At 65.6% G+C, this 20,129-nt stretch carries 22 protein-coding genes; 12 read left to right on the forward strand and 10 right to left on the reverse strand.

What is annotated here, in order from left to right:
- Window positions 1–15: 15 nt before the first annotated feature.
- The gene (locus tag ACLFKU_RS35380; RefSeq protein WP_410852248.1) at window positions 16–807 is read right to left on the reverse strand and encodes a phytanoyl-CoA dioxygenase family protein; all 792 of its coding nucleotides are present in this window, start codon (window positions 805–807) and stop codon (window positions 16–18) included.
- Window positions 808–867: 60 nt separating this feature from the next.
- Entirely contained in the window at window positions 868–2,871 is a 2,004-nt protein-coding gene (locus ACLFKU_RS35385; RefSeq protein WP_410852249.1) for a VTT domain-containing protein, read from the reverse strand.
- 147 nt (window positions 2,872–3,018) lie between these two features.
- On the opposite strand from ACLFKU_RS35385, the gene ACLFKU_RS35390 reads away from it, so the two are divergent.
- Together ACLFKU_RS35390 and ACLFKU_RS35395 are read left to right on the forward strand one after the other, a co-directional pair.
- Window positions 3,019–3,390 (forward strand): hypothetical protein, encoded by a 372-nt coding sequence (locus ACLFKU_RS35390; RefSeq protein WP_410852250.1) that lies wholly within the window; start codon window positions 3,019–3,021, stop codon window positions 3,388–3,390.
- Window positions 3,391–3,435: 45 nt separating this feature from the next.
- A complete protein-coding gene (locus ACLFKU_RS35395; protein WP_368586021.1) occupies window positions 3,436–3,912 on the forward strand; it encodes an OsmC family protein in 477 nt (158 codons plus the stop codon).
- 70 nt (window positions 3,913–3,982) lie between these two features.
- Here ACLFKU_RS35395 and ACLFKU_RS35400 read toward each other — a convergent pair whose 3' ends face one another.
- Complete coding sequence (locus ACLFKU_RS35400; protein WP_013091435.1) at window positions 3,983–4,216, reverse strand: hypothetical protein; 234 nt, start codon at window positions 4,214–4,216, stop codon at window positions 3,983–3,985.
- An 86-nt stretch (window positions 4,217–4,302) separates the two neighbouring features.
- On the reverse strand, window positions 4,303–4,773 hold the full coding sequence (locus tag ACLFKU_RS35405) for an Lrp/AsnC family transcriptional regulator (protein ID WP_410852251.1): 471 nt from the start codon (window positions 4,771–4,773) through the stop codon (window positions 4,303–4,305).
- 156 nt (window positions 4,774–4,929) lie between these two features.
- Here ACLFKU_RS35405 and ACLFKU_RS35410 point away from each other — a divergent pair, with 156 nt between their 5' ends.
- Complete coding sequence (locus ACLFKU_RS35410; protein WP_410852252.1) at window positions 4,930–5,610, forward strand: LysE family translocator; 681 nt, start codon at window positions 4,930–4,932, stop codon at window positions 5,608–5,610.
- Between the two features lie 53 nt (window positions 5,611–5,663).
- Here the strand turns inward: ACLFKU_RS35410 and ACLFKU_RS35415 are convergent, their stop codons facing one another.
- On the reverse strand, window positions 5,664–5,837 hold the full coding sequence (locus tag ACLFKU_RS35415) for a DUF1289 domain-containing protein (RefSeq protein WP_013091438.1): 174 nt from the start codon (window positions 5,835–5,837) through the stop codon (window positions 5,664–5,666).
- Between the two features lie 139 nt (window positions 5,838–5,976).
- On the opposite strand from ACLFKU_RS35415, the gene ACLFKU_RS35420 reads away from it, so the two are divergent.
- Window positions 5,977–6,303 (forward strand): YnfA family protein, encoded by a 327-nt coding sequence (locus ACLFKU_RS35420; protein ID WP_368586024.1) that lies wholly within the window; start codon window positions 5,977–5,979, stop codon window positions 6,301–6,303.
- A gap of 35 nt (window positions 6,304–6,338) precedes the next feature.
- On the opposite strand, the gene ACLFKU_RS35425 is transcribed toward ACLFKU_RS35420, so the two are convergent.
- Window positions 6,339–6,851 carry a DUF1993 family protein gene (locus tag ACLFKU_RS35425; RefSeq protein ID WP_410852253.1) on the reverse strand — a complete coding sequence of 171 codons (513 nt, stop codon included), beginning with the start codon at window positions 6,849–6,851 and terminating at the stop codon, window positions 6,339–6,341.
- A gap of 306 nt (window positions 6,852–7,157) precedes the next feature.
- Between ACLFKU_RS35425 and ACLFKU_RS35430 the strand changes: the two genes are divergently transcribed.
- The 5 genes from ACLFKU_RS35430 (at window position 7,158) to ACLFKU_RS35450 (ending at window position 12,421) form a co-directional block, all read left to right on the forward strand.
- Window positions 7,158–8,717 (forward strand): protease pro-enzyme activation domain-containing protein, encoded by a 1,560-nt coding sequence (locus tag ACLFKU_RS35430; protein WP_368586025.1) that lies wholly within the window; start codon window positions 7,158–7,160, stop codon window positions 8,715–8,717.
- Window positions 8,718–8,796: 79 nt separating this feature from the next.
- A complete protein-coding gene (locus tag ACLFKU_RS35435; protein ID WP_410852254.1) occupies window positions 8,797–10,461 on the forward strand; it encodes a S10 family peptidase in 1,665 nt (554 codons plus the stop codon).
- 185 nt (window positions 10,462–10,646) lie between these two features.
- Window positions 10,647–11,321, forward strand: a complete 675-nt coding sequence (locus ACLFKU_RS35440; protein WP_410852255.1) for a hypothetical protein — start codon at window positions 10,647–10,649, stop codon at window positions 11,319–11,321.
- Between the two features lie 71 nt (window positions 11,322–11,392).
- Window positions 11,393–11,752 carry a hypothetical protein gene (locus ACLFKU_RS35445; protein ID WP_410852256.1) on the forward strand — a complete coding sequence of 120 codons (360 nt, stop codon included), beginning with the start codon at window positions 11,393–11,395 and terminating at the stop codon, window positions 11,750–11,752.
- Window positions 11,753–12,145: 393 nt separating this feature from the next.
- Window positions 12,146–12,421, forward strand: coding sequence for an RNA-binding protein (locus ACLFKU_RS35450; protein WP_368586029.1), 276 nt, complete (start codon window positions 12,146–12,148; stop codon window positions 12,419–12,421).
- Between the two features lie 102 nt (window positions 12,422–12,523).
- Here the strand turns inward: ACLFKU_RS35450 and nadE are convergent, their stop codons facing one another.
- A complete protein-coding gene (gene nadE, locus ACLFKU_RS35455) occupies window positions 12,524–13,384 on the reverse strand; it encodes an ammonia-dependent NAD(+) synthetase (protein ID WP_410852257.1) in 861 nt (286 codons plus the stop codon).
- Window positions 13,385–13,801: 417 nt separating this feature from the next.
- Between nadE and ACLFKU_RS35460 the strand changes: the two genes are divergently transcribed.
- On the forward strand, window positions 13,802–14,785 hold the full coding sequence (locus tag ACLFKU_RS35460; RefSeq protein ID WP_410852258.1) for a L,D-transpeptidase: 984 nt from the start codon (window positions 13,802–13,804) through the stop codon (window positions 14,783–14,785).
- Window positions 14,786–14,827: 42 nt separating this feature from the next.
- Here the strand turns inward: ACLFKU_RS35460 and ACLFKU_RS35465 are convergent, their stop codons facing one another.
- Together ACLFKU_RS35465 and ACLFKU_RS35470 are read right to left on the reverse strand one after the other, a co-directional pair.
- Window positions 14,828–15,697 (reverse strand): DMT family transporter, encoded by an 870-nt coding sequence (locus ACLFKU_RS35465; protein ID WP_410852259.1) that lies wholly within the window; start codon window positions 15,695–15,697, stop codon window positions 14,828–14,830.
- 86 nt (window positions 15,698–15,783) lie between these two features.
- On the reverse strand, window positions 15,784–17,340 hold the full coding sequence (locus ACLFKU_RS35470; protein ID WP_410852260.1) for an ABC1 kinase family protein: 1,557 nt from the start codon (window positions 17,338–17,340) through the stop codon (window positions 15,784–15,786).
- Between the two features lie 256 nt (window positions 17,341–17,596).
- Here ACLFKU_RS35470 and ACLFKU_RS35475 point away from each other — a divergent pair, with 256 nt between their 5' ends.
- Window positions 17,597–18,352, forward strand: coding sequence for a DeoR/GlpR family DNA-binding transcription regulator (locus ACLFKU_RS35475; RefSeq protein ID WP_410852261.1), 756 nt, complete (start codon window positions 17,597–17,599; stop codon window positions 18,350–18,352).
- A 46-nt stretch (window positions 18,353–18,398) separates the two neighbouring features.
- Here ACLFKU_RS35475 and ACLFKU_RS35480 read toward each other — a convergent pair whose 3' ends face one another.
- Window positions 18,399–18,605: a hypothetical protein gene (locus ACLFKU_RS35480; protein WP_410852262.1), complete on the reverse strand. Its 207-nt coding sequence runs from the start codon at window positions 18,603–18,605 to the stop codon at window positions 18,399–18,401.
- Window positions 18,606–18,967: 362 nt separating this feature from the next.
- On the opposite strand from ACLFKU_RS35480, the gene phnS reads away from it, so the two are divergent.
- Window positions 18,968–20,059, forward strand: a complete 1,092-nt coding sequence (gene phnS, locus ACLFKU_RS35485; protein WP_410852263.1) for a 2-aminoethylphosphonate ABC transporter substrate-binding protein — start codon at window positions 18,968–18,970, stop codon at window positions 20,057–20,059.
- Window positions 20,060–20,129 lie beyond the last annotated feature (70 nt).

Below are 20,129 nucleotides of genomic sequence, written 5' to 3' on the forward strand. Positions count from 1 at the left end.
GAATGAATACTTACTTCAATAGGCGAATTTCCGGTATTGCTCCGGCGCGAACGCATTGTCGAGTTCGCTTACGCGCGGCATATGGCGCAGCAGGCGTTTCGCGCGTGGTGCCAATTGCTGATAGACGGAGTCGGGTACGTCGATGCGGACTTCCGGTCGGAAATACCAGCTGCGGCTATAGCCGATCACGACCATCGGACGCGGCAGCTCGGTGCGGTTCGGCGTGCCGCGATGGAGCGCGCGCACGTCGCGAATCATCACGTCGCCGAGTTCCATCGTGATCGCATGCAACGGCAGGCGGCCGTCGCGCCACGCGTTCAGCGCGTCTTCGGCGCGCATCCGATGCGTACCCAGCGTCGTTTCGAAGGGGCCGTTCTCGAGCGTGACGTCACATAACGGAAAGTTGACCGCGAGCTGGAACGACGGGGTCTCCGCTTCGCCGTCGAACAGCGCGGGTGTGTCGCGATGAATCTCCTGATACGTCGAGCCGTTCAACGGCGTGTCGGTGGCTAGTTGGCACATCACGGGGTCGTCGCCGGCCACGCGCTCGACGATGCCGAGCACGTCCGGATCACAGAAGATCGACTGATCGGCGAATACCCCCGTGAAAGGCAGCGTGATGTAGTGCCGGTTTTCGCCGCGCACGGCGGTCGCCTGCGCGGCGATCTGCTGTTGCAGCAATGGCGCGAACGCGTCGCGCCATGCGAGCAGCGTCGGCTTCGGGAAGTGCTGGCGCAGAACGACCATGCCGTCGCGTTCGAACGTCGCTGCGTAGTCGTCGAGTTGTTCGGTCGAAAAGCGGCCCACGGTTATCTCCTTTATCGAATCGTTGAGTCGGGGGTTGCCTGAGTAGCCTGCATATGACGCTCATTCCCTCGGCGTGACCAGCAGCGACACCGGCACGCCGTGACAATCGACTTGCGCGAGGACCGTCGCGCCGAGCTCTTCGCCCAACCTGGCGCGCGAGTCGATCGGCGTTCCATTGCGGTCGATGCGCAGAATGTTCAGCGGCCAGGACGGCCGGCTCAGCCGCTCGTGCGCGAGCGCGCCGACCCACAGCGGCGCCGCGGAAGTGCCGTTGCCGACCGCGTAACCGCTCGGCCAGAAGCGAAGCACGTAACGTTCCTCGCGCGATTCGCCAGGCCGCATGAAGACCACCGACGACGGCACGCCATTGTTCAGCTTCGGCAGTACCGGCAGCGCCGCCGCCGCGACATCGGGCGAGGCGAGCGACAGCAGGCTGTGCGCGGACACGTCGGTGCCCTCGACCCAGCCCCGCGCGCGCAGTAGCTCGCGGATCGAAGCGGGTTCGGAGACCCATTGCAACGTCAGCGGCTCCTTGCGATCGCCGCCCATGTCGGAGCGATAGCACGGCAGCCGCCGCCACTCGGAGCGCTCCCACTGCGCCTGCGTGAACTGCACCGGTGGTGGTTGCGGCGCGCTGTTCGGCGGCGCCGGCATGGCGACGCCGAGCTGCAGGCCGACGCTGAGCACCACTACCGCGAGCACCACGAGCGGCATGAAACGGCGCGGCGGCGGCGGCCGCGGATGCCGCCAGATCGCCGTAAGCGCGATCAGCGCGACCCACACATACGCGAGCGCCGCGCCGCCGATCGCGTCGGACACCCAGTAGCGGCCGAAGTACACGCCCGCAAGCGCGACCACGATCACGATGATGATGCTCGCACCGGCAACCAGCACGCCTTCGAGCTTGTCGACCCGACGCGCGAGCAGAAACGCGAGAAAGCCGTAGACGATCACCGTCGCGGCGACGTGATTGCTCGGAAACACGAAGTGGCCTGCCATCAACTCATTGGGCGGGGCGCGGCGCATCGCGAGTTGCAGGCCGAGAATCAGCAACTGCGAAAATACGACCGCGGCCAGCCAGTAGGTGATCGTGCGCCAGCGCCTCTCCCATACCATCCACAGCGCGACCGTGACGACCAGCGCGAGCAGCGTGATGCCGCTGCCGAGCGTCCCGAGCGCCGCGAGTACCGTGTCGCCCCACGGCGTGCGCACCGATTGCAGAAAGTGATAGACGGACAGATCGACGGTGGTCAACGGATCGCCGCTGACGACGTCTTCAAGGACGCCGAAGAAAAGCGCGCCGGCCACCAGCACGATCAGCGACGTCACGAGCAGATGGGTCGCATCGGGCGTGTCGGGGTCGAGCATGCGGCGCGCGATGCGGCCGAGCGGCCCCGGATGTCGGCATGCCCAGCTGCCGAGATGACGGCCCGCCGCGCTCGACCATGCATTCGCGTGCGATACGAGGAATCCCGCGCCGCGAAAGCTGAGCCACACGATGCACACCAGCATCGCGATGATCACGACGAGCCGGAACGACACCGCGCCCGCGAGCAGCACCGACGCGCCGAACACGACGCCGGGCAGGATGTGCGCGGGTGCCCACAACAACGCGGACAGCACGTTGATCGCGAGGAAGCGCAGCGGCCGCATGCCCATCATGCCCGCGACGACCGGCACGATCGCCCGCAATGGGCCGATGAAGCGGGCGAGCACGACGCTCTTCGCGCCATGCTTCAGAAAGAAGCGCTGGCCCGCGTCGAGCACGCCGGGGTGTGCGCGGAACGGCCACAGCGTGACGATACGCTCCTTGTAGCGATCGCCGAGCCAGAAGCTGGCGCCGTCGCCGGCGACCGCGCCGACGATCGCCCACACGAAGACCCAGGCAAGGCTCAGCGAGCCGGTGCCGGTCAGCGCGCCGGCGAGGAACATCGCGGTACTGCCTGGAACGAAGGTGCCGATGACGGCGATGGATTCGAAAAAAGCGGCGAGGAACACGACCGCGAGCATCCACGTCGAGTGGCCGGCGAGCAGATGCAAAAGTTGGCTGTAGGCGTGCTCCATCGTGCGCGATCGGCCGTTTGGGCGAGACGACCGATCATAACGCGCACGGGCAAACGGTGGGCGCGGGCGGAGGCGCTTCTGCAGCGGTCGGACGATCGGCTCAGAATAGATATCGTGGCTCGGCGGATCGATGCGCTAGGGGGAGCTATGAAGACAGCAACAGGTGGGATCGTGTGGTCGGCGTTGCTCGTGACGCTGTTGACGGCGGGGGGCGCAGGGACGGTCGAGGCTCAGCAATTGGGCAGTCCTGGCGGCAGCCAAACCGGAACCCGTGCGGGCTCCGGCGCGGGCAGCGGCAATGCGGCTGCCGCCGGTGCAATGGGCATCGGTACCGGCGTCAGTCCGAGTGCGATGCCGGGACCCGGCATGTCGGCCGGTGGCTCGTATGGGCTCGGCTCCGGTGGCGCGACCGGCTCGGGCGGCGCGCTCAACAACATGCGCGCGAACGGTACGGCGCTCTACATGAGTCCCGACCCGCGCGCGCCGAACGTGACCGGCCGCGCGGCGCCGCCGCGCTAGGGCGGCGTATAGAATGCAGATCCGATCCGACCACAGGGGAAGCGAATGGCACACGGCGAGCACAAGTACCACGTATCGGTGCAATGGACCGGCAACCGCGGCAGCGGCACCTCCGGCTACCGCGACTACGGCCGCGATCACGTGATTTCTTCCGACGGCAAGCCCGACATTCCGGGTTCATCGGACGCGGCGTTTCTCGGCGACGCGACGCGCTGGAATCCCGAGGACCTGCTGGTCGCGTCGGCGAGCGCGTGTCACAAGCTTTGGTACCTGCATCTGTGCTCGGACGCGGGCATCGTGGTGCTCGACTATCGCGACGACGCCGAAGGCACGATGCTCGATTCCCCTTACGAAGGCCGCTTTTCGCAGATCGTGCTGCGCCCGCGCGTGACGATCCGCGCGGGCGGCGACGTCGAGCAGGCCATGCATCTGCATCACGTCGCGCATCAGAAGTGCTACATCGCGAACTCGGTCAACTTTCCGATTCTCTGTGAAGCGGTGGTGGAGACGGATGCACGTTGAGGCGCGGGCGGCGGCGCCTGGCATGCGAGCCGGCTGGAGAGTGGGGCGCCGGTCAGACGCTCGCTAGCGCTCAACGATTGCCGTCGAGCAGATCGCCGAGCAGTTCGTCGAACGCGGCTTGCGCGTCTTCGAGTTCCTGCAGCGCGGCGTCGAAAGTCTGCAACGCAAATTGCGAGGGTTTGCCGCTGCCTGCCGGCGGGAATTGCGATTGCAGCGACGCGAACGCCGTCTGCACACGCTTGGTGGCGGTCAACACGCGTTCCATTGCGGCGGTTTCTTCGGCTCGCGCCTTGTCGTGATCCATGAGAACTCCGGGGTCGTCGGGTTGCGTCGGAACGGCTCGCGCCGCTCCAAAAGGGGACTAAAGGGGTGACTATGCCACGTTCGCGTTCAGGACAGCGGCAGACCGCCGAACGCTTTCACTTCGCGCAATGACATGGCCGATTCCACCGACGTCACCCCCGGCAGGCTGCGCAGTTCATCGCGCATGAAGGTGCCGTAGTCGTCGAGGTCGCGCGCGACGATCTGCAGGATGTAGTCGGCGCTGCCTGACACGTTATGGCACGACAGGATACGCGGGATCGCCTGCACCTCGCGCTCGAAGCGCGTCGCCACCACGCGGTCGTGCACCGCGAAGCGCACCAGCACGAAGGCGACCACGCCCAGACCGAGCCCAGCGCGCGACAGCACTGCGCGGTAACGGTCGATGTAACCATCGTTCTCCAGACGTTTCAGACGGCGCGCGCACGGCGTCTCGCTGAGGCCGACCATGTCGGCGAGACGCGCAATCGACATGCGGCCGTCGTTTTGCAGCGCGGCGAGAATCGCGCGGTCGGTTTTGTCGAGATCGTCGGCGGACATGGTGGGGAGGTGGTTTCTAGTGGTTGGTGGAAGGCGCCATTACGTAGGAAAATATTAGCGCATTCCGCTATTTTTGGATTAGTCCCGGCCGAAAATCGCCAGCAAACCCTCCGTCTCCGATAGCAAGATGGAGCCTCGAACAACAAGGAGGCTCCGATGATTTCCGCTCACCTGCTGGCCGTCTACGTGGCGGCATTGATCGTCGTTTATGCGGTGCCCGGGCCGGACATGGCGCTGATCCTGCAAACCAGCATCGCGCGCGGCGTGCGCAGCGGCTTCGCTGCCGCCGCGGGGCTCGGCGTGTCGCGCGCGACGCACGTGACGCTGTCGGCGTGCGGCATGGCGGCGCTGCTGCGCAACGCGCCGTGGCTGTACGACGCGGTGCGTTATGCCGGCGCGGTCTATCTCGCGTGGATCGGGATTCAGATTTTCCGCTCGCCCGGGTTCGCACTGCCCGCCGGTGCACGTGACAAACAAGCGGCCGGCGCGTCGCGAGTGGAATCCACTCCTTCGAACGATGCGGATAGAGGGGCGCGGCCGTTGCGGACCGCGTTCGTCAAAGGTCTGCTGACCAATCTGCTGAACCCGAAGGCGCTGCTGTTCTGCTCGGTGCTGTTGCCGCAATTCGTGCGGCCGGAAGCGGGGCCGGTGGCGTGGCAGATGATCGAGCTCGGTGTCGTGCTGCTCGCGATCGGCGCATGCTTCGACGCGTTGTATGCGATCGGCGCCGCGCGCATCGCCAACTGGATGCGCGCCCATCCTCTGGCGCAAACGCTGCAACGTTGGACGTTTTCGGCTGCGTTGATCGGCTTCGCGCTGCGGCTTTCGCTGGATTGACCCTCGAGGCTGGCGTCAGATTGCGTGAGCGGCCGAGCGGCGATGTCCGCCGCTCACTTCTTCAGCTTGCGCTCGCGCCGCGGCCGGTCCTCGATAATTTTCTTGCGATGCTTGTCCTTCATTTTTTTCCAGCTTTTGCATTCGTCGCGCGTGCGCATACAGCCGATGCAAAGGCCGGTTTTGTCGTCGAACTTGCAGATATCGACGCAGGGTGATGCGATGCTCATGACCGGTGGCCGTTCGAGTTGAAGTGGCGCGACTGTCGCACGTCCAGCGCGCACGATGCCAAGTGATTGTGTTAATAAAGCCGATAGCGCAGCCGCCGCGCGCACGCGCGGCGACACAATCACCTTCTCACGTTCGTCGATGAAAACTTTCCTGCTGTATGTCGTGACCGCTATTGCCGAGATCCTCGGCTGTTACCTGCCCTGGCGTTGGCTAAAGGAGGGCGGCTCGGCGTGGCTGTTGCTGCCCGGCGCGGCAAGCCTCGCGCTGTTCGCCTGGCTGCTGACGCTGCATGGCACCGCCGCGGGCCGCGTGTATGCGGCCTATGGCGGCGTGTACGTGGCGGTGGCGATTGCGTGGCTGTGGGTCGTGGACGAGGTGCGGCCCACGCTATGGGACACGGCAGGCGCCGCGCTGACGCTGGCCGGCATGGCGGTGATCGCATTCCAGCCGCGCCTGCACGTGTGAGCGGGGCGCCGCGATCGACGACCCACCCGCTCCCTTTACTGCTGCATCCCGCCCAGATAGTCGAGCTTACCGAGCTCGACCCCGTTATGACGCAGGATGTCGTACGCGGTCGTCACGTGGAAAAAGAAGTTCGGCAGCACGAAACCGAACAGATACGACGCTCCCGTGAACTCGATCGGCCCCGGCCGCAATTTCAGCGTGATGGTGCGGCTCTCCGAGCCGTCGATCTGCGCCGCGTTGAATTCCTTCAGGTAATCGATCGTCTTCTGGATACGGGCCCGCAGTTCATCGAAAGTCTGCTCGACGTCCTCGAACTTCGGCGGCTCGACGCCGGCGAGGCGCGCTGCGCAGCCCTTCGCGGTATCGCTCGCGATATACACCTGGCGCACGAGCGGCAGCATGTCCGGCGCGAGCCGGGCATTAGTGAACACCGACGGTTCGATCTGCTTCGCGGCGGCATGCGCCTCGGCCTTGCCGAGGATGGCCTGCAGGTTGGTGAGGCCGCGAATCAGCACTGGCAGTGATGCTTGATACATCGAAATTGACATGGGTTCCTCTGATTTCTCGATCGTGCGCGCAGGCGGCGCGCGCGGCAATGAAACGGCGGGAATGCCGCTCCAGCATCATAGCCTGTCGCATCCGCGCCGCGCATTAGCCATTCGGACGACTGCCGCGCGCGTCGGAACTGTGTTCGAATACCTGGGTCGGACGCTTGGACGAAGTTCTTGAACAACCCCTGCCGCGTATCGCGCAAACGATGCGCTTCGTGCAGGCGCGTGGCGTGCTTGCCCCCGCCGGGCCGCGCGGTCGTGCATGACCGTGTGCGAAGCCACGCTAACAGGAGAGTCGACACCATGGTCAGCAAGTATCCATTGCCGGGCAGCGAGCGTAAGGTCGCGCAGGGCACCACGGTCATCGGGCAATGCGATCCCGCCGAGCGGATCGAGGTTTTCGTGATGCTGCGCCGCCAGCAGCAGGCGCAGTTCGACGCGTTGATGAAACGCATCCAGGCCGGCGACGCGAGCGTGAAGCCGCTGTCGCGCGAGGCGCTTGCCCAGGACTACGGCGCCGCGCCCGATGACATCGCGAAAGTCCGCGCGTTCGCTGCCGCGCATGGGCTCACCGTCGTGCGCGAGGACCCGGCGGCGCGCTCGGTGCTGCTGAGCGGCACGATCGCGCAATTCCAGAGCGCGTTCGAGGTGAAGCTCGAACGCTACCAGCACCACTCGGCTGGCCAGTTCCGTGGCCGCACCGGCACCATCAGCGTGCCGGACGACCTGCGTGGCGTCGTCGAGGCGGTGCTCGGGCTCGACAACCGGCCGCAGGCGCGACCGCACTTCCGTATCCGGCCGCCGTTCGTCGCGGCGCGCGCGCAGCAGGAGTCGTTCACGCCGCCGCAGCTCGCGTCGCTCTACCAGTTTCCGCAAGGCGACGGCGGCGGCCAGTGCGTCGGCATCATCGAGCTCGGCGGCGGCTACAACACGTCGGACCTGAAGACCTATTTCTCGAGCCTCGGCGTCAGCGAGCCGACCGTGACCGCGGTCAGCGTCGATCAGGCCGGCAACAAACCGAGCGGCGACCCGAACGGGCCGGACGGCGAGGTCACGCTCGACATCGAGATCGTCGGTGCGATCGTGCCGCGCGCAACCATCGCCGTGTACTTCACGCCGAACAGCGACGCCGGCTTCATCGACGCGGTGAGCCGCGCGGTGCACGACACGACCCACAAGCCGTCGGTCATTTCGATCAGCTGGGGGGCGCCGGAGTCGGTGTGGACCAGCCAGTCGATGAATGCGCTTAACAGCGTGCTGCAATCGGCGGCGGCGCTCGGCGTGACAATCTGTGCGGCTTCCGGGGACAGCGGGTCGAGCGACGGCTCGGGCGGCGGCGACCAGGTCGACTTCCCGGCATCGAGCCCGTACGTGCTCGCCTGCGGCGGCACGCACCTGAGCGCGTCCGGTTCGGCGATCACGCGTGAGGTCGTGTGGAACGACGGTGCACAGGGCGGTGCGAGCGGCGGCGGCGTCAGCGCCGCGTTTGAGTTGCCGGCGTGGCAGCAGGGTTTGTCGGCCACGATGACGGGCGGTGGCAGCCAGCCGCTCAGCGGGCGCGGCGTGCCGGACGTCGCGGGCGATGCCTCGCCCTTGACCGGCTACGACGTGCTGGTCGACGGAACGCAAACGGTGGTGGGGGGCACCAGCGCGGTCGCGCCGCTGTGGGCGGCGCTGATCGCGCGCATCAACGCGGCGAAGGGACAGCCGGTCGGCTTCGTCAACGCGAAACTGTACAAGGCAGCGGGCGTCTGCAACGACATCACCCAGGGCAACAACGGCAGTTTTGCGGCGTCGAAGGGATGGGACGCCTGCACGGGCCTGGGCAGCCCCAATGGCGGGAAGGTGGCGGGCGCACTATAGTCTGCAACACAGCGCATAACACAACAACAAGACGTAAGAACGAGGACGCACGGCAATAAAACGAACCCTTGGAGCGATCATGACGAATACAGAATCAGCTTCCGGTAGCCAGCATTCGCCGCACAACACGCATGCCACGGCCTCGGCTGGCGCGTCCACCGCCACGAGCACGCCGCACAAAGCCGGCGACCAGCCGTTCTTCGACCCGGTCGCCTATGGCAACGGCCCGGACGATTCGGTTACCGATACGGTCGAGACGGCCGCCATCACGCATCATTCGGTGACCATCGGGGGGCACAACATCAACTACACGGCAACGGCGGGCCACCTGGTGATCGTCGATCCGAGCAGTTCGCAGCCGTCAGCGAGGATGTTCTACGTCGCGTTCACGCAGGACAACCAGAAGGAAGAGACGCGGCCGGTCACGTTCTTCTATAACGGCGGGCCGGGATCGTCGTCGGTGTTCGTGTTGCTCGGCTCGTTCGCGCCGCGCCGCATCAAGACGTCGATGCCGGGCTTCACGCCGCCGGCGCCATATTCGCTCGAAGACAATCCGGACAGCCTGCTCGACAAAAGCGACCTCGTATTCATCAACCCGGTCGGCACCGGCTACTCGGCGGCGATCGCGCCGAAGAAGAATCGCGACTTCTGGGGCGTCGATCAGGACGCGGACTCGATCAAGCAGTTCATCAAGCGGTTTCTGACCAAGAACAACCGCTGGAATTCGCCGAAGTATCTGTTCGGCGAGTCCTACGGCACGGCGCGCAGCTGCGTGCTCGCGTACCGGCTGCACGAGGATGGCGTCGATCTGAACGGGGTGACGCTGCAGTCGTCGATTCTCGATTACACGCAGTCGGGCAACCCGGTCGGCGCGCTGCCCACGGCGGCCGCGGACGCGTGGTATCACAAGAAGCTCGGCGTCGCGCCGCGGCCGACCGATCTCGGCACGTTCGCCGAGGAGGTCGCGCAGTTCGCACGCACCGACTACCTGGCCGCGCTGCGCAAGTTCCCGACCACCGACACCGCGACCGTCGAAAAACTCAGCGAATACACCGGTATCGACAAAACGACACTGCTCGCGTGGAGCCTCGACATCGCGGGCTACGACAGCCGCGGCAATTCGCTGTTCCTGACCACCTTGCTGAAGTCGCAAGGCCTCGCGCTCGGCGCCTACGACGGCCGCGTGACCGCGATCGACACCGGCATCGCCGGCAAGATCGACCCGAACTCCGGCGGCAACGATCCGACGATGACCGCGGTCAGCGGCGTCTACACGACGATGTGGAACGTGTATCTGAACGAGCAGTTGAAGTACACGTCGAATTCGTCGTTCACCGACCTCAACGATCAGGCGTTCAAGTACTGGGATTTCAGCCATATCGATCCGACCGGCGCGCAGAAGGGCGTCGACTCGAAAGGCAACATCATTCTGTACACGGCCGGCGATCTTGCGGCCGTGATGGCGCTCAATCCCGACCTGAAGGTGCTGTCGGCGAACGGCTTTTTCGATTTCGTCACGCCGTTCTATCAGACCGTGCTCGACCTGCAGCAGATGCCGCTGGTCAGTCAGCAGGTGCGGCAGAACCTGTCGGCGCGGTTCTATCCATCGGGGCATATGGTGTATCTCGACGGCGGTTCGCGCACCGCGCTGAAAGCCGACCTGGCAAAGATGTACGAAGAGACGGTGTCGAACGCGCAGGCGCTCGGGCGGATCCGCGCGTTGCAGGCGCGGGTGGCGAAGTAGCGGAGGTGGCGGGGCGTCGCGGCTCATCGACGTCGCGTCGTGCTGGTCTGCTCTGGCTCGCGGCGGCTGCCGCGAGCCGGCAAACGGCGCGCTGCCATGTCGGGCTTTTATACTCATCCAGATTGAATATGTTTTAATTGCCTTGCGAATTGAACTACCGCGTGCCGCCGCCGGCGCGCAGACGAATGAACGCAGGCATCGCAGACACGCATCGGCGCGGTCTTCCCCGCGACACCACCAGCAGCAATGACCCGGCCAACGCGCCGCGGCTCGGGCGCAAGAGCGTTCTTCGCTCGCGCGTGCTCATCACGCAACTTGCGCTGCTCGTTATCGTCGGCGCACTGCTGGCGCTGCGCATCGGAGAAGCCACCGCGCAACCGCGCGCCGTCCTCGACGACCGCGTGACCCAGCAGTCGATCGGCCGGACGATTTGTCGCCCCGGCTATGCGGAAACCGTCGCGCCGCCGTTCGACGAACTGATGGCGCACAAGGACCGCATGCTTGCCGCGCGCGGCATCGATGTGGATGACAGCGCCGCGTTTGCGCTCGACCGGCACGTGCCGATCATGCTCGGCGGCTCGCCCGATGCGCCGGCCAATCTCGATCTATTGCCGTGGGCCGGCCCGCAGGGCGAGCGCCGCAAGGCACGCGCGGCGGCGATGCTCAAGCGCTGCGTCTGCGAAGGCAAGCTGAGTCTCGCGCAGGCGCAAGCGGCGATCGTCGGCAACTGGTCGGCGGTGTACGCGGGTTTCGGCCAGGCCTCGTGCAACGTGAGCCGCCTAGACGTCTCGACTGACGACGACGACGGCGTCGACAGCGAAGACAGCCGGCGCGGCGACGCGCATGAGCGCGGGCGTTGAGCGCGTCCGCGCTTGCGCAGTCGTCGCGGAGCCACGGTTCGCTGCCCTCTCATTTTTTTCGGAGAAACACGATGACCTATTTCCGTCTCGCCGCCGTTGCGCTGACGATCGGTTGCCTGAGCGGCAGCGCAGCCGCGGTTGCTGCGGTTGCCGCCGCACCCGCGCATTGCGCGCGCGCCAATGAACTCGAGATTCGCGGCGACGTGCCCGCGGCGCTCAGCTTCGACGTATATCGGCAGCTGCGCCCGCTGGATGCGCGGCGAATCGCGCTGTTCGAGGCCGCCGGTGAAGTGAAGCGTCTGCCCGACGGCCTGCCGGTTTGCCAGATCGCCGACGACGGCGTCGACGATCCTTCCGCGGTGCTGGTCCGACTGCCGCACGGTAAGAATGCTTGGTGGGTAAGCGCGGAGAACGTGCAAGCGGCCGACTGATCGGCGCGATCAGGCCGCCTTTGCTCACTTCGATGCGTCTCGCGTGCCGGGCATGCAAGCTGCTGAAGCAGCCGATGTTTTCCGGGATCGGCGCGACTGATTCAGGTACAGTGCATTGACGGGGGTTGTTTCGCCGTTGCCTACGACACTGCGTCACAGTGTGTTCGCTGTCGAAGCGGGCTATCCTGACAACAGGATGAAACTTGCACAGGAGATTGGAACGATGGCCTTCTTTTTGTCATTGCTCGCTATGGGGTTGGCCGGCGCGACCGGCGTCGTCGCACTTCGCGCACTGGCCGCGGCTCAGACGAAGCAGCGTGTCGCGCTGCGACCGGTGCGTATCGCCAGCTCAAACCGACGGGCTGACCGGCAGGCACGGCGAGGGTAGTCCGCATGAACCTGACCGTGCGCAATATCGCCGAATCGTGCAGCGAGCAGGACGTGCGGGAATTTTTGAAGCGCGAACTCGGCCACTACGCGAAACACGTCGAGGTGGTGGACGCCGGCAAGCCCAACGCCTACGCGACGGTGGAACTCGACGCGAGCGTGCCGTATGTCGGCGACGTGATCGCGCGGCAGATTCACGGCAAGCATCTGGGCGGCCAAGCGCTCGAAGCGAGCGCCGATCTGTTCAGCGACGACCCGCCGCCGGAGCAGCGAGCGCCGTAGGCGGTTCAGTAAGGCCGATTCTTTTCGAAGGCGGTGGACCTGCGCAACGTTGCGCGCCGGTCCACCGCCTTTATTCGTTTGAGAGCCGCTTGCGCTGCGTCATCATTGCCCATCCGGCGACGCCTGCCAGTCGAATGGGGTGTACGGCAGCGCCCGCTTGTGACGCGTCGCGTTGTAAAACTGCAGCACCACGTCACGCACGGTATCGCTGACCGGCTTGCCTTCGAGGAAATCGTCGATCGCGTCGTACGGGATGCCGTACGCGTCTTCGTCGGGACGAAGCGGCCGCAGCATCTCGAGGTCGGCGGTCGGCACCTTGTGCGCCAACGAGTCGGGCGCGCCGAGCGTATGTGCGAGCGCGCGCACGCGGCGCTTGCTGAGCCCGACGAGCGGCAGCACGTCGGCGCCGCCGTCGCCGAACTTCGTAAAGAAGCCCATCACCGATTCAGCCGCGTGGTCCGTGCCGATCACGACACCGGCGCGCGCACCCGCCACCGCGTATTGCGCGATCATCCGCTGGCGCGCCTTGATATTGCCGTGCACGAAATCCCGCTGTGATTCGTCCTTGAACGACACGCCGCTTTTATCGAGCGACTCGAGCATCGCATCGGCGGGGGGTTTGATATCGATAGTCAGATTTTCGTCGGCGCGAATGAAACGTAATGCCTCCAGCGCATCCGCTTCATCGCGCTGTTTGCCGTAAGGCAGACGGACCGCGACGAAACGCGCGTCGTAATGGTTCGCCCGTAAACGCTCGACCGCGAGTTGCGCGAGACGCCCGGCCGTCGTCGAATCGACGCCGCCGCTAATGCCGAGCACATAAGTTCTCAGGTTGCTGTTGCGCAGATAGTTCGCCAGAAAATCGACCCGGCGCTCGATTTCGCGGCTTGCGTCGAATTTAGCGGTGACGTGCATTTCGGCCGCGATGCGGGCCTGGCGGGCGGCGGGATCGGATGGAGCCATGATCGTTGTTGTCCTCGCGGGAGAAAAAGCGGTTGAAACGGCGTGAAACAGATTGAAAGCCGGCTGAAAAACCGTTTGAGTATCGGGATCTACCACCGTATTCGGGCGATCTTTCGTCCGAAAATGAAATCGTCCTTCGCTTTCGTGGCCTGATTTTCCGATGACCGATTTAATTGCGAATTAATTGCATTTCACTAATGCGTCGATTGCGGGGAAATAGCCATCGATTTGAAGAGGTCGCAAGTTAGAGGGTATATTCATCGACACGCGTCAATTCGCTGAGTAACATCGATCGTACCGAACGCCACAGGGATCCGGCGTGTCAATCAATAATAATCATGTTTGTTTCAGGACGCGATGAGATACCCAGATCGGCGTGGCCAGCCTGGATTGAACCACCTGAGGATTTGCGCTTGGATGTGCGCAATCGTCATATCGGCAGGTGCCGGCGCGATAGCGGCGCAGGTTCATGCAGCGGTGACCGGTACTACTCAGTTGCCCGCATCCGCAACATCGGCGGTGCATACGGTGAATGCGACCACTTCGGCGAAAGCGTGGAATGGCGTGAGTCAGCCGTTAGGCACGATCGACGCCGCCACCGTCGCCGCGCCCGACGCGGCCGGCATCGTCGATCCGCGCCGCGCGTTGCTGCTGCGCGACGTCTTCGCGCAGGATGTGACGCGCCGGCTCAGACTGCCCGCCGCGGAGCAGCGTGCGTACGCCGACCGTCTGGAGACGGCGCTCAACGAGAACGAGCTTGGCAATGTGTCGGGCGAGTACGTAGTGCTCGTCGATCGCAACGCGAACGTGCAGGCGCTCCTGATTTACTTCCGCGCGGTGCCCGCCGACGACTGGCAGATGATCGGCGCATCGCCGGTATCCACCGGACGGCCAGGCGAGTACGACCACTTCATTACGCCGCTCGGCGTGTTCGAACATACGCCCGACAATATGGATTTCCGCTCCGAGGGCACAGAGAACGAAAACCACATTCGCGGTTATGGCCGGCGCGATATGCGTATCTTCGACCTCGGCTGGGCCCAGGGGGAACGCGGCTGGGGCAAGGGCGGCATGTCGCAGATGCGTTTCCAGATGCACGCGACCGACCCCGATCGGCTAGAACCACTGCTCGGTATTCGCCATTCGAAGGGCTGCGTGCGAATTCCCGCGTCGCTGAACACGTTTCTCGATCACTACGGGATTCTCGACGCGGAATACCAGCAGCTCATTGATTCGGGCCAGTCGTTGTGGGTGCTGAAAAGCGATCGGCAGATCATGCCGTGGGCGGGGCGTTTTATCGTCGTCGTCGATTCGCAGCGCAAGAGCCGGCCAGCGTGGTCGCCAGTCCCCGGCGCGGTCGCGCGCGCAAAGATGCCCGCGCACGCGGATACGGCGGACTGACTGGCGCCTTGTCCTTGTCGCAATACCAGCGCGGGGCGCCCCTCACGACCTCGCCAACAACACGCCAGCCAGCGCGACCGCGAACCCGGCAATTTGCACGGGCAGCAGCGTCTCGCCGAACCCGAGATAGCCTTCGAGCGCCGCAAGCGGCGGCGCGAGAAACAGCAGCGCGGTCGCGCGCGAAGCATCCCCGCGCCGGACCATCCAGACGAGCAACGTGACGCTGATGCCGGACAGCATCACGATGCCCCATGCGAGCGATCCCCACAGCGTCGGCGACGCGATCCAGCGATGCTCGCCGAGCGCGAGCGCCAGCACCCCCGCGACGACAGCCGCGCCGACGTTCTGCACCGCGCTTGCGCTGCGAATATCGGCCTTGGCGAGCGAGGTCTTCTGGAACAGCGTGCCCGCCGTGATCGCCCCCACCGCGACGATCGATATCAGCACGACCAGCCACGCCGGTGCGTTGCCGTGCGTGGGCGGCGTCGCGGCAGCGAGCTTCGGCGCGAGCACCAGCGCGACGCCGGCGAGGCCGACCGCCATGCCGCACCAGCCGCGCCGCGACAAGCGCTCGCCGAACAGCGGCGCGGCGACGGCGGCCGTCGCGAGCGGCTGCAGCGCGCCGAGCAAGGCCATCACGCCCGCGCTGAGACCTTGCGCGACGGCCCAGTAGCCGGCGCCGAGATAGACCCCTTGCAGCAGTGCGCCGGCGGTCAGGTGCTTGCCCAGGTTACGTCCGGTCGGCCATGCCGAGCGCGCGGCGAGCGCGGCCAGCGCGAAGATCAGCGCGGTGCCGCCGAAACGGGCCAGCAGAAACAGATTGGGATCGGCGTAAGGCGTGATCGCGCGGGCGACCACGAAACCGGTCGACCACAGCACGACGAACACTGCGGCAACAAAGGTGGCGAGCATCGGGGCGGCAGGAGGTTAAAAAAGCCGCCATGTTGGCCCCAGGCGCGGCGCGCGTCTTGTTCAAAGCTGCAATGCGCGCGGGACCGTCACCACGCGATCAGCGTCATCCCCGCTCCGAGCGCGCCGCCGCAGACCACGCACGCCCACAACAGCCAACGCGTGCGCCGGTATTCGCGCGCGAGATCCGCGAGCAGTTGCGCGTTCTGTTGCGGCGTACCCGCGCGATCGTGCTGCTGCAGATAGCGCACCGCCAGTTGCGGCACGCGCGGCAGCATATGCGCGAGATGCGGCAGCTCGTGTGACAGCCGCTTGAGCCAGCCGCGATGATCGAGATCGCGTCGCGCGATATCGGCAAGCACGCCACGTGCGATGTTCCACGTATCGACGCCCGGATGCAGTGTTCGCGCGAGCATCTCCGCCTGCTGGAACGAGCGCTGCGCGGTCGCGAGCTGGCCCGACACCTGGCCGTCGAACGGTTGCATGCCGTGCAGCAGATGATGAAACAGCGAACCCGCCGAGCGATCCTCGGGCGCCGCCGCGAAGTGCGCTTCGGCGCGCGTGCGCAGTTCGGCTTCGAGCATCTCGGGGCGCGTGTCGTCCGGCACGTGGCCGGCCTCGCGATGCATGTCGGCGAGCCGCGCGTAGTCCTGGTCGAACAACGCGGTCGCGCCGTGCACGAAGAACTCGCGCTCGCCGCTCGACAGCGTCGCCATGATCGAGAACTCGGCGAGCACGAGGCGCCCGAGCGTGTCGGGCTCGATGCTGACGCGCACGCGGCGCGCATCGAGCGTCGCGTGGAAGAAGCCATGCTCGAATGCCTGCTCGGTGACCACCTCGACGATATGCGCGGCGAGCGGCGCCAGCTTGATGCCGTGCGCGTGCAGGCCGGGCAGGTCGCTCGCGGGCAGCGTATTGACGCGCTGCATCGTCAGCGTGTGGTCGGTGCACAGTTCCCAGATCACGTCCGGCACGACGATGCGCTTGTCGCCGTCGAAATGGTGGCCGGTCTGGCTCAGGTTCGCGGCTTCGGCGCGCAGGTCGAAGCGGCGCAGGATGTCGTCGGTGAAGGTTTGCGCGAGCGCGCGCAACTTCATCCGGCGCGCGACGCGCGACAGCTTTTCGAGCCAGCGCGCGACCCAGCGCAATAGCGCGAGCTCATCGCCGATCTGTTGCAACTGTTGCGCGCGCACGAGCTTGACGGCGACCTCGTAGTGCCCTTTGATCGGCACTGCGAGCCGCGCGAAATGGGTCTGCTCGGCGAAACCGCTGCGTACCGGCACGAGGTCGACCGCGCTGAACAGCTCGCCGAGCGGCCGGTTGAACGCGCGCGTCAAGGCCAGCGCGGAGTCGTCCGGCGACAGCGGCGCTTCCATGTGATCGATGGCGTCCAGCGCGTCGTGCAGCGTGCCGCTCGCGAGCTCGGGGCGAGTGGCGAGCGTCTGCGTGAAGCGGCTCGCGAGCGGACCGAGCGCCGGCAGCAGGCCATGCAACTGCGCGCCGCTGCGCTCGGACGCATGCACGCGGCCGATCAGCTCGATCATCCAATGCAGCTTGTGGTCGGGCGGGGCGGCGAGCCAGATCAGGCGCGCGCCGTAACGTAGCGCATGGAACAGCAGCAGTAGACGGCGAAACAGTGGCGGCATCGGCGGTTCGGTTGACGGGCGAGGCGTTGTGCGTGGGACTCGGCCGGGCAGCGGCGTGGTGTTGGCCGCATGGCCGAAGAGTCCAGCCGTCAAGGTTAGCAGGTCGGCGCGGTGGCGGGCGTGTTCGCGTGCAGGGGCGGCGCGTCGCAACATGAGCGCGCGATGAGCGCGCCATCAGCGCGACCTGCGCGCCCGCACCGACAACGCACAGTACGCGTAATACAATACGGCGGCCTTCCTCAACCACGGCGCACAGATGCTCGCAGAACAACGTCATCAATACATCCTCGCGCAAGTCGCAAAGAACGGCGCGCTGTCGGTCGCTGAACTGGTGCGCGAACTGAGCGTATCGCGCGAAACGATCCGTCGCGACCTCAACGCACTGGCCGGCCGCGGCCTGCTCGTGACGACCCACGGCGGCGCGTTGTCGAGCGATCGGCGCGAGCCCGATCTCGATACGCGCGAAGCGGAGAACGCAGGCGCCAAGCGTGCGATCGGCGAGCGCGCGGCCGAGTTCGTGCCGGACGGCGCGTCGCTGATCATCGATTCCGGCAGTACCACGCAGGCCGTCGCGCGGGCGCTGCTCGACCGGCATCGGCTGACGGTCTACACGAACGACTGGCGCATCGCGCTGCTGCTCGGCCGACGCAACGACAATCGTGTGACGCTGCTCGGCGGCGAGTTGTCCGATATCGAGGACGCGACCTTCGGACTCGACACGGTCCACCAGGTCACGCAGTACCACGCCGATTTCGCGTTCATCGGCGCGGGCGGGATTTCCCCGGACGGCTATCTGACCGACTACAGCCGCATGGCGGCCGAAGTGCGCAGCCGCATGATCGCCGCGGCCGACCTGGTGGTGGTCGTCGCCGATCATTCGAAGTTCGGACGCGTGACGCCGGTGCGCATCAACGGTATCGAGTCGGCGCGGTATCTGGTCACTGAACTGGCGCCCGAGCGCGCGCTGGCGAAGGCGATCACCGCGCATGGTCCGGAGATTCTGATCGCGTGAGACGGCTACTCGCGCTGAACGCCATTCCTCACCCGCCAAAATCTAACTAAAAAAAGCCGCGGGATTCGCTCCAGAAATTGGAACGGCCGGGCACAATACGCGCCGTTGTCAGGAGCGCGTCCACCGCAGCCGAGGCAACCGCCGGGCCCGCGACGCGCACGGCCAGCGCGCCGTGCGAGCACCGCGTCCGCGAGCAGCCCCGCACCTTCGCAATTTTGTCGATGCATCGTGCATACATCGTCATTTTCGCCATGTACGATCCACACGGGATCGGCGCGCGGGGTTTCATTTTGGGCGGCGCGACGAATTCCTTCGGTTGGCTTGAATTGGCAATTTGTGTCTTTTTTTGGAATTCGGCAAAATCGTCACGGCCCTGTCATCGAAACCTGTGATTCTTCCCGTGCCCGCTCAGGCGCGGCAGGCAGCGCGGGTGTCGGAGACGGGCTGTCAGTCAGGCTGGGCGAGAAGCGGCAAAGTTGTCGGCAATCTGCAATCCACGACAGACCGGCGCGGCAACCGCAGCGGGCAACGCCAGGCGGCGCGTGCCGCCGTTCAATCACTACAGGTATGGGGTTATCCCGACCGTCTGGTTTTTAGCCTTTCGGAGAGAGCGACATGAAAAAGACGAATTCCCTTCACGCCGCGGCCGGTCTCGCGCGCAAACTGCTGCCGGCGCTGGTCGCCGCCGCAGCGTTCGGCGGTGCCGCGATGCAGGCTCATGCGGCCGACGCCGTCGTGCTGTACACGGCCGACGGCCTCGAAAATCTGTACAAGGATGTGCTGCCTGCCTTCGAAAAGAAGGAAGGCGTGAAGGTCAATATCGTCACGGCGGGTAGCGGCGAAGTCGTGAACCGCGCGACCATCGAGAAGGACCAGCCGAAGGCCGATGTGCTCGTGACGCTGCCGCCGTTCATCCAGCAGGCCGACCAGAGCGGTCTGCTGCAGGCGTACCAGAGTGCCAACTACAAGAACGTGCCGGCCATCGCGAAGGCGCCGAATGGCGCATGGGCCACCTTCGTGAACAACTACTTCTCGTTCGCGATCAACCCCGAAGTCACGAAAAACCAGCCGAAGACGTTCGCGGACCTGCTGCACCCGGACTTCACCGGCAAGGTCGCCTATTCCAATCCGGCGACCGCCGGCGACGGCATGGCGGTGATCATTCTGACCTCGTCGGTGATGGGCGAAGACAAGGCGTTCGACTATCTGAAGAAGCTCGAGCAGAGCGCCAAGTTCCACACCAAGGGCACGGGCTATCTCGACGTGCTGCTATCGCGTAACGAGATCGCGGTCGCCAACGGCGATCTGCAGATGGATCTCGACGACGCGGCCAACGGCGGCCTGTCGCTGAAGCCGGTGTTCCTCGCCGCTACGCCCGGCGGCCAGCCGACCACGTTCCAGCTGCCGTACGCGATCGCGTTGATCAAGAACGGTCCGAACCAGGCCGAGGGCAAGAAGCTGATCGACTATCTGATGTCGACGGAAGTGCAGTCGAAGGTGCCGGACGTCTTCGGCATTCCGGCGCGCAGCGACGTGCCGCTCGCGGGCAAGAACGGCGAAACGGTCAAGCAGGCGATCAGCGGCGTCAAGCTGATCCCGGTCGACTGGAATCACGTGATGGCGAAGAAGGCCGACTGGACCGCGCGCTGGAAGAGCGACGTGATCGGTTCCTCGGGCAAAGAGACCGAAGTGGTCAAGCCGAAGTAAGTGACTCAGATAAGCAACGTCTGACGTTGTCGGTCCAGGCGGCGCTTCGCAGCTACTGCGCGGCGCCGCA

This window comes from Paraburkholderia sp. EG304 (assembly GCF_046543485.1).
Taxonomy (GTDB): domain Bacteria; phylum Pseudomonadota; class Gammaproteobacteria; order Burkholderiales; family Burkholderiaceae; genus Paraburkholderia; species Paraburkholderia youngii.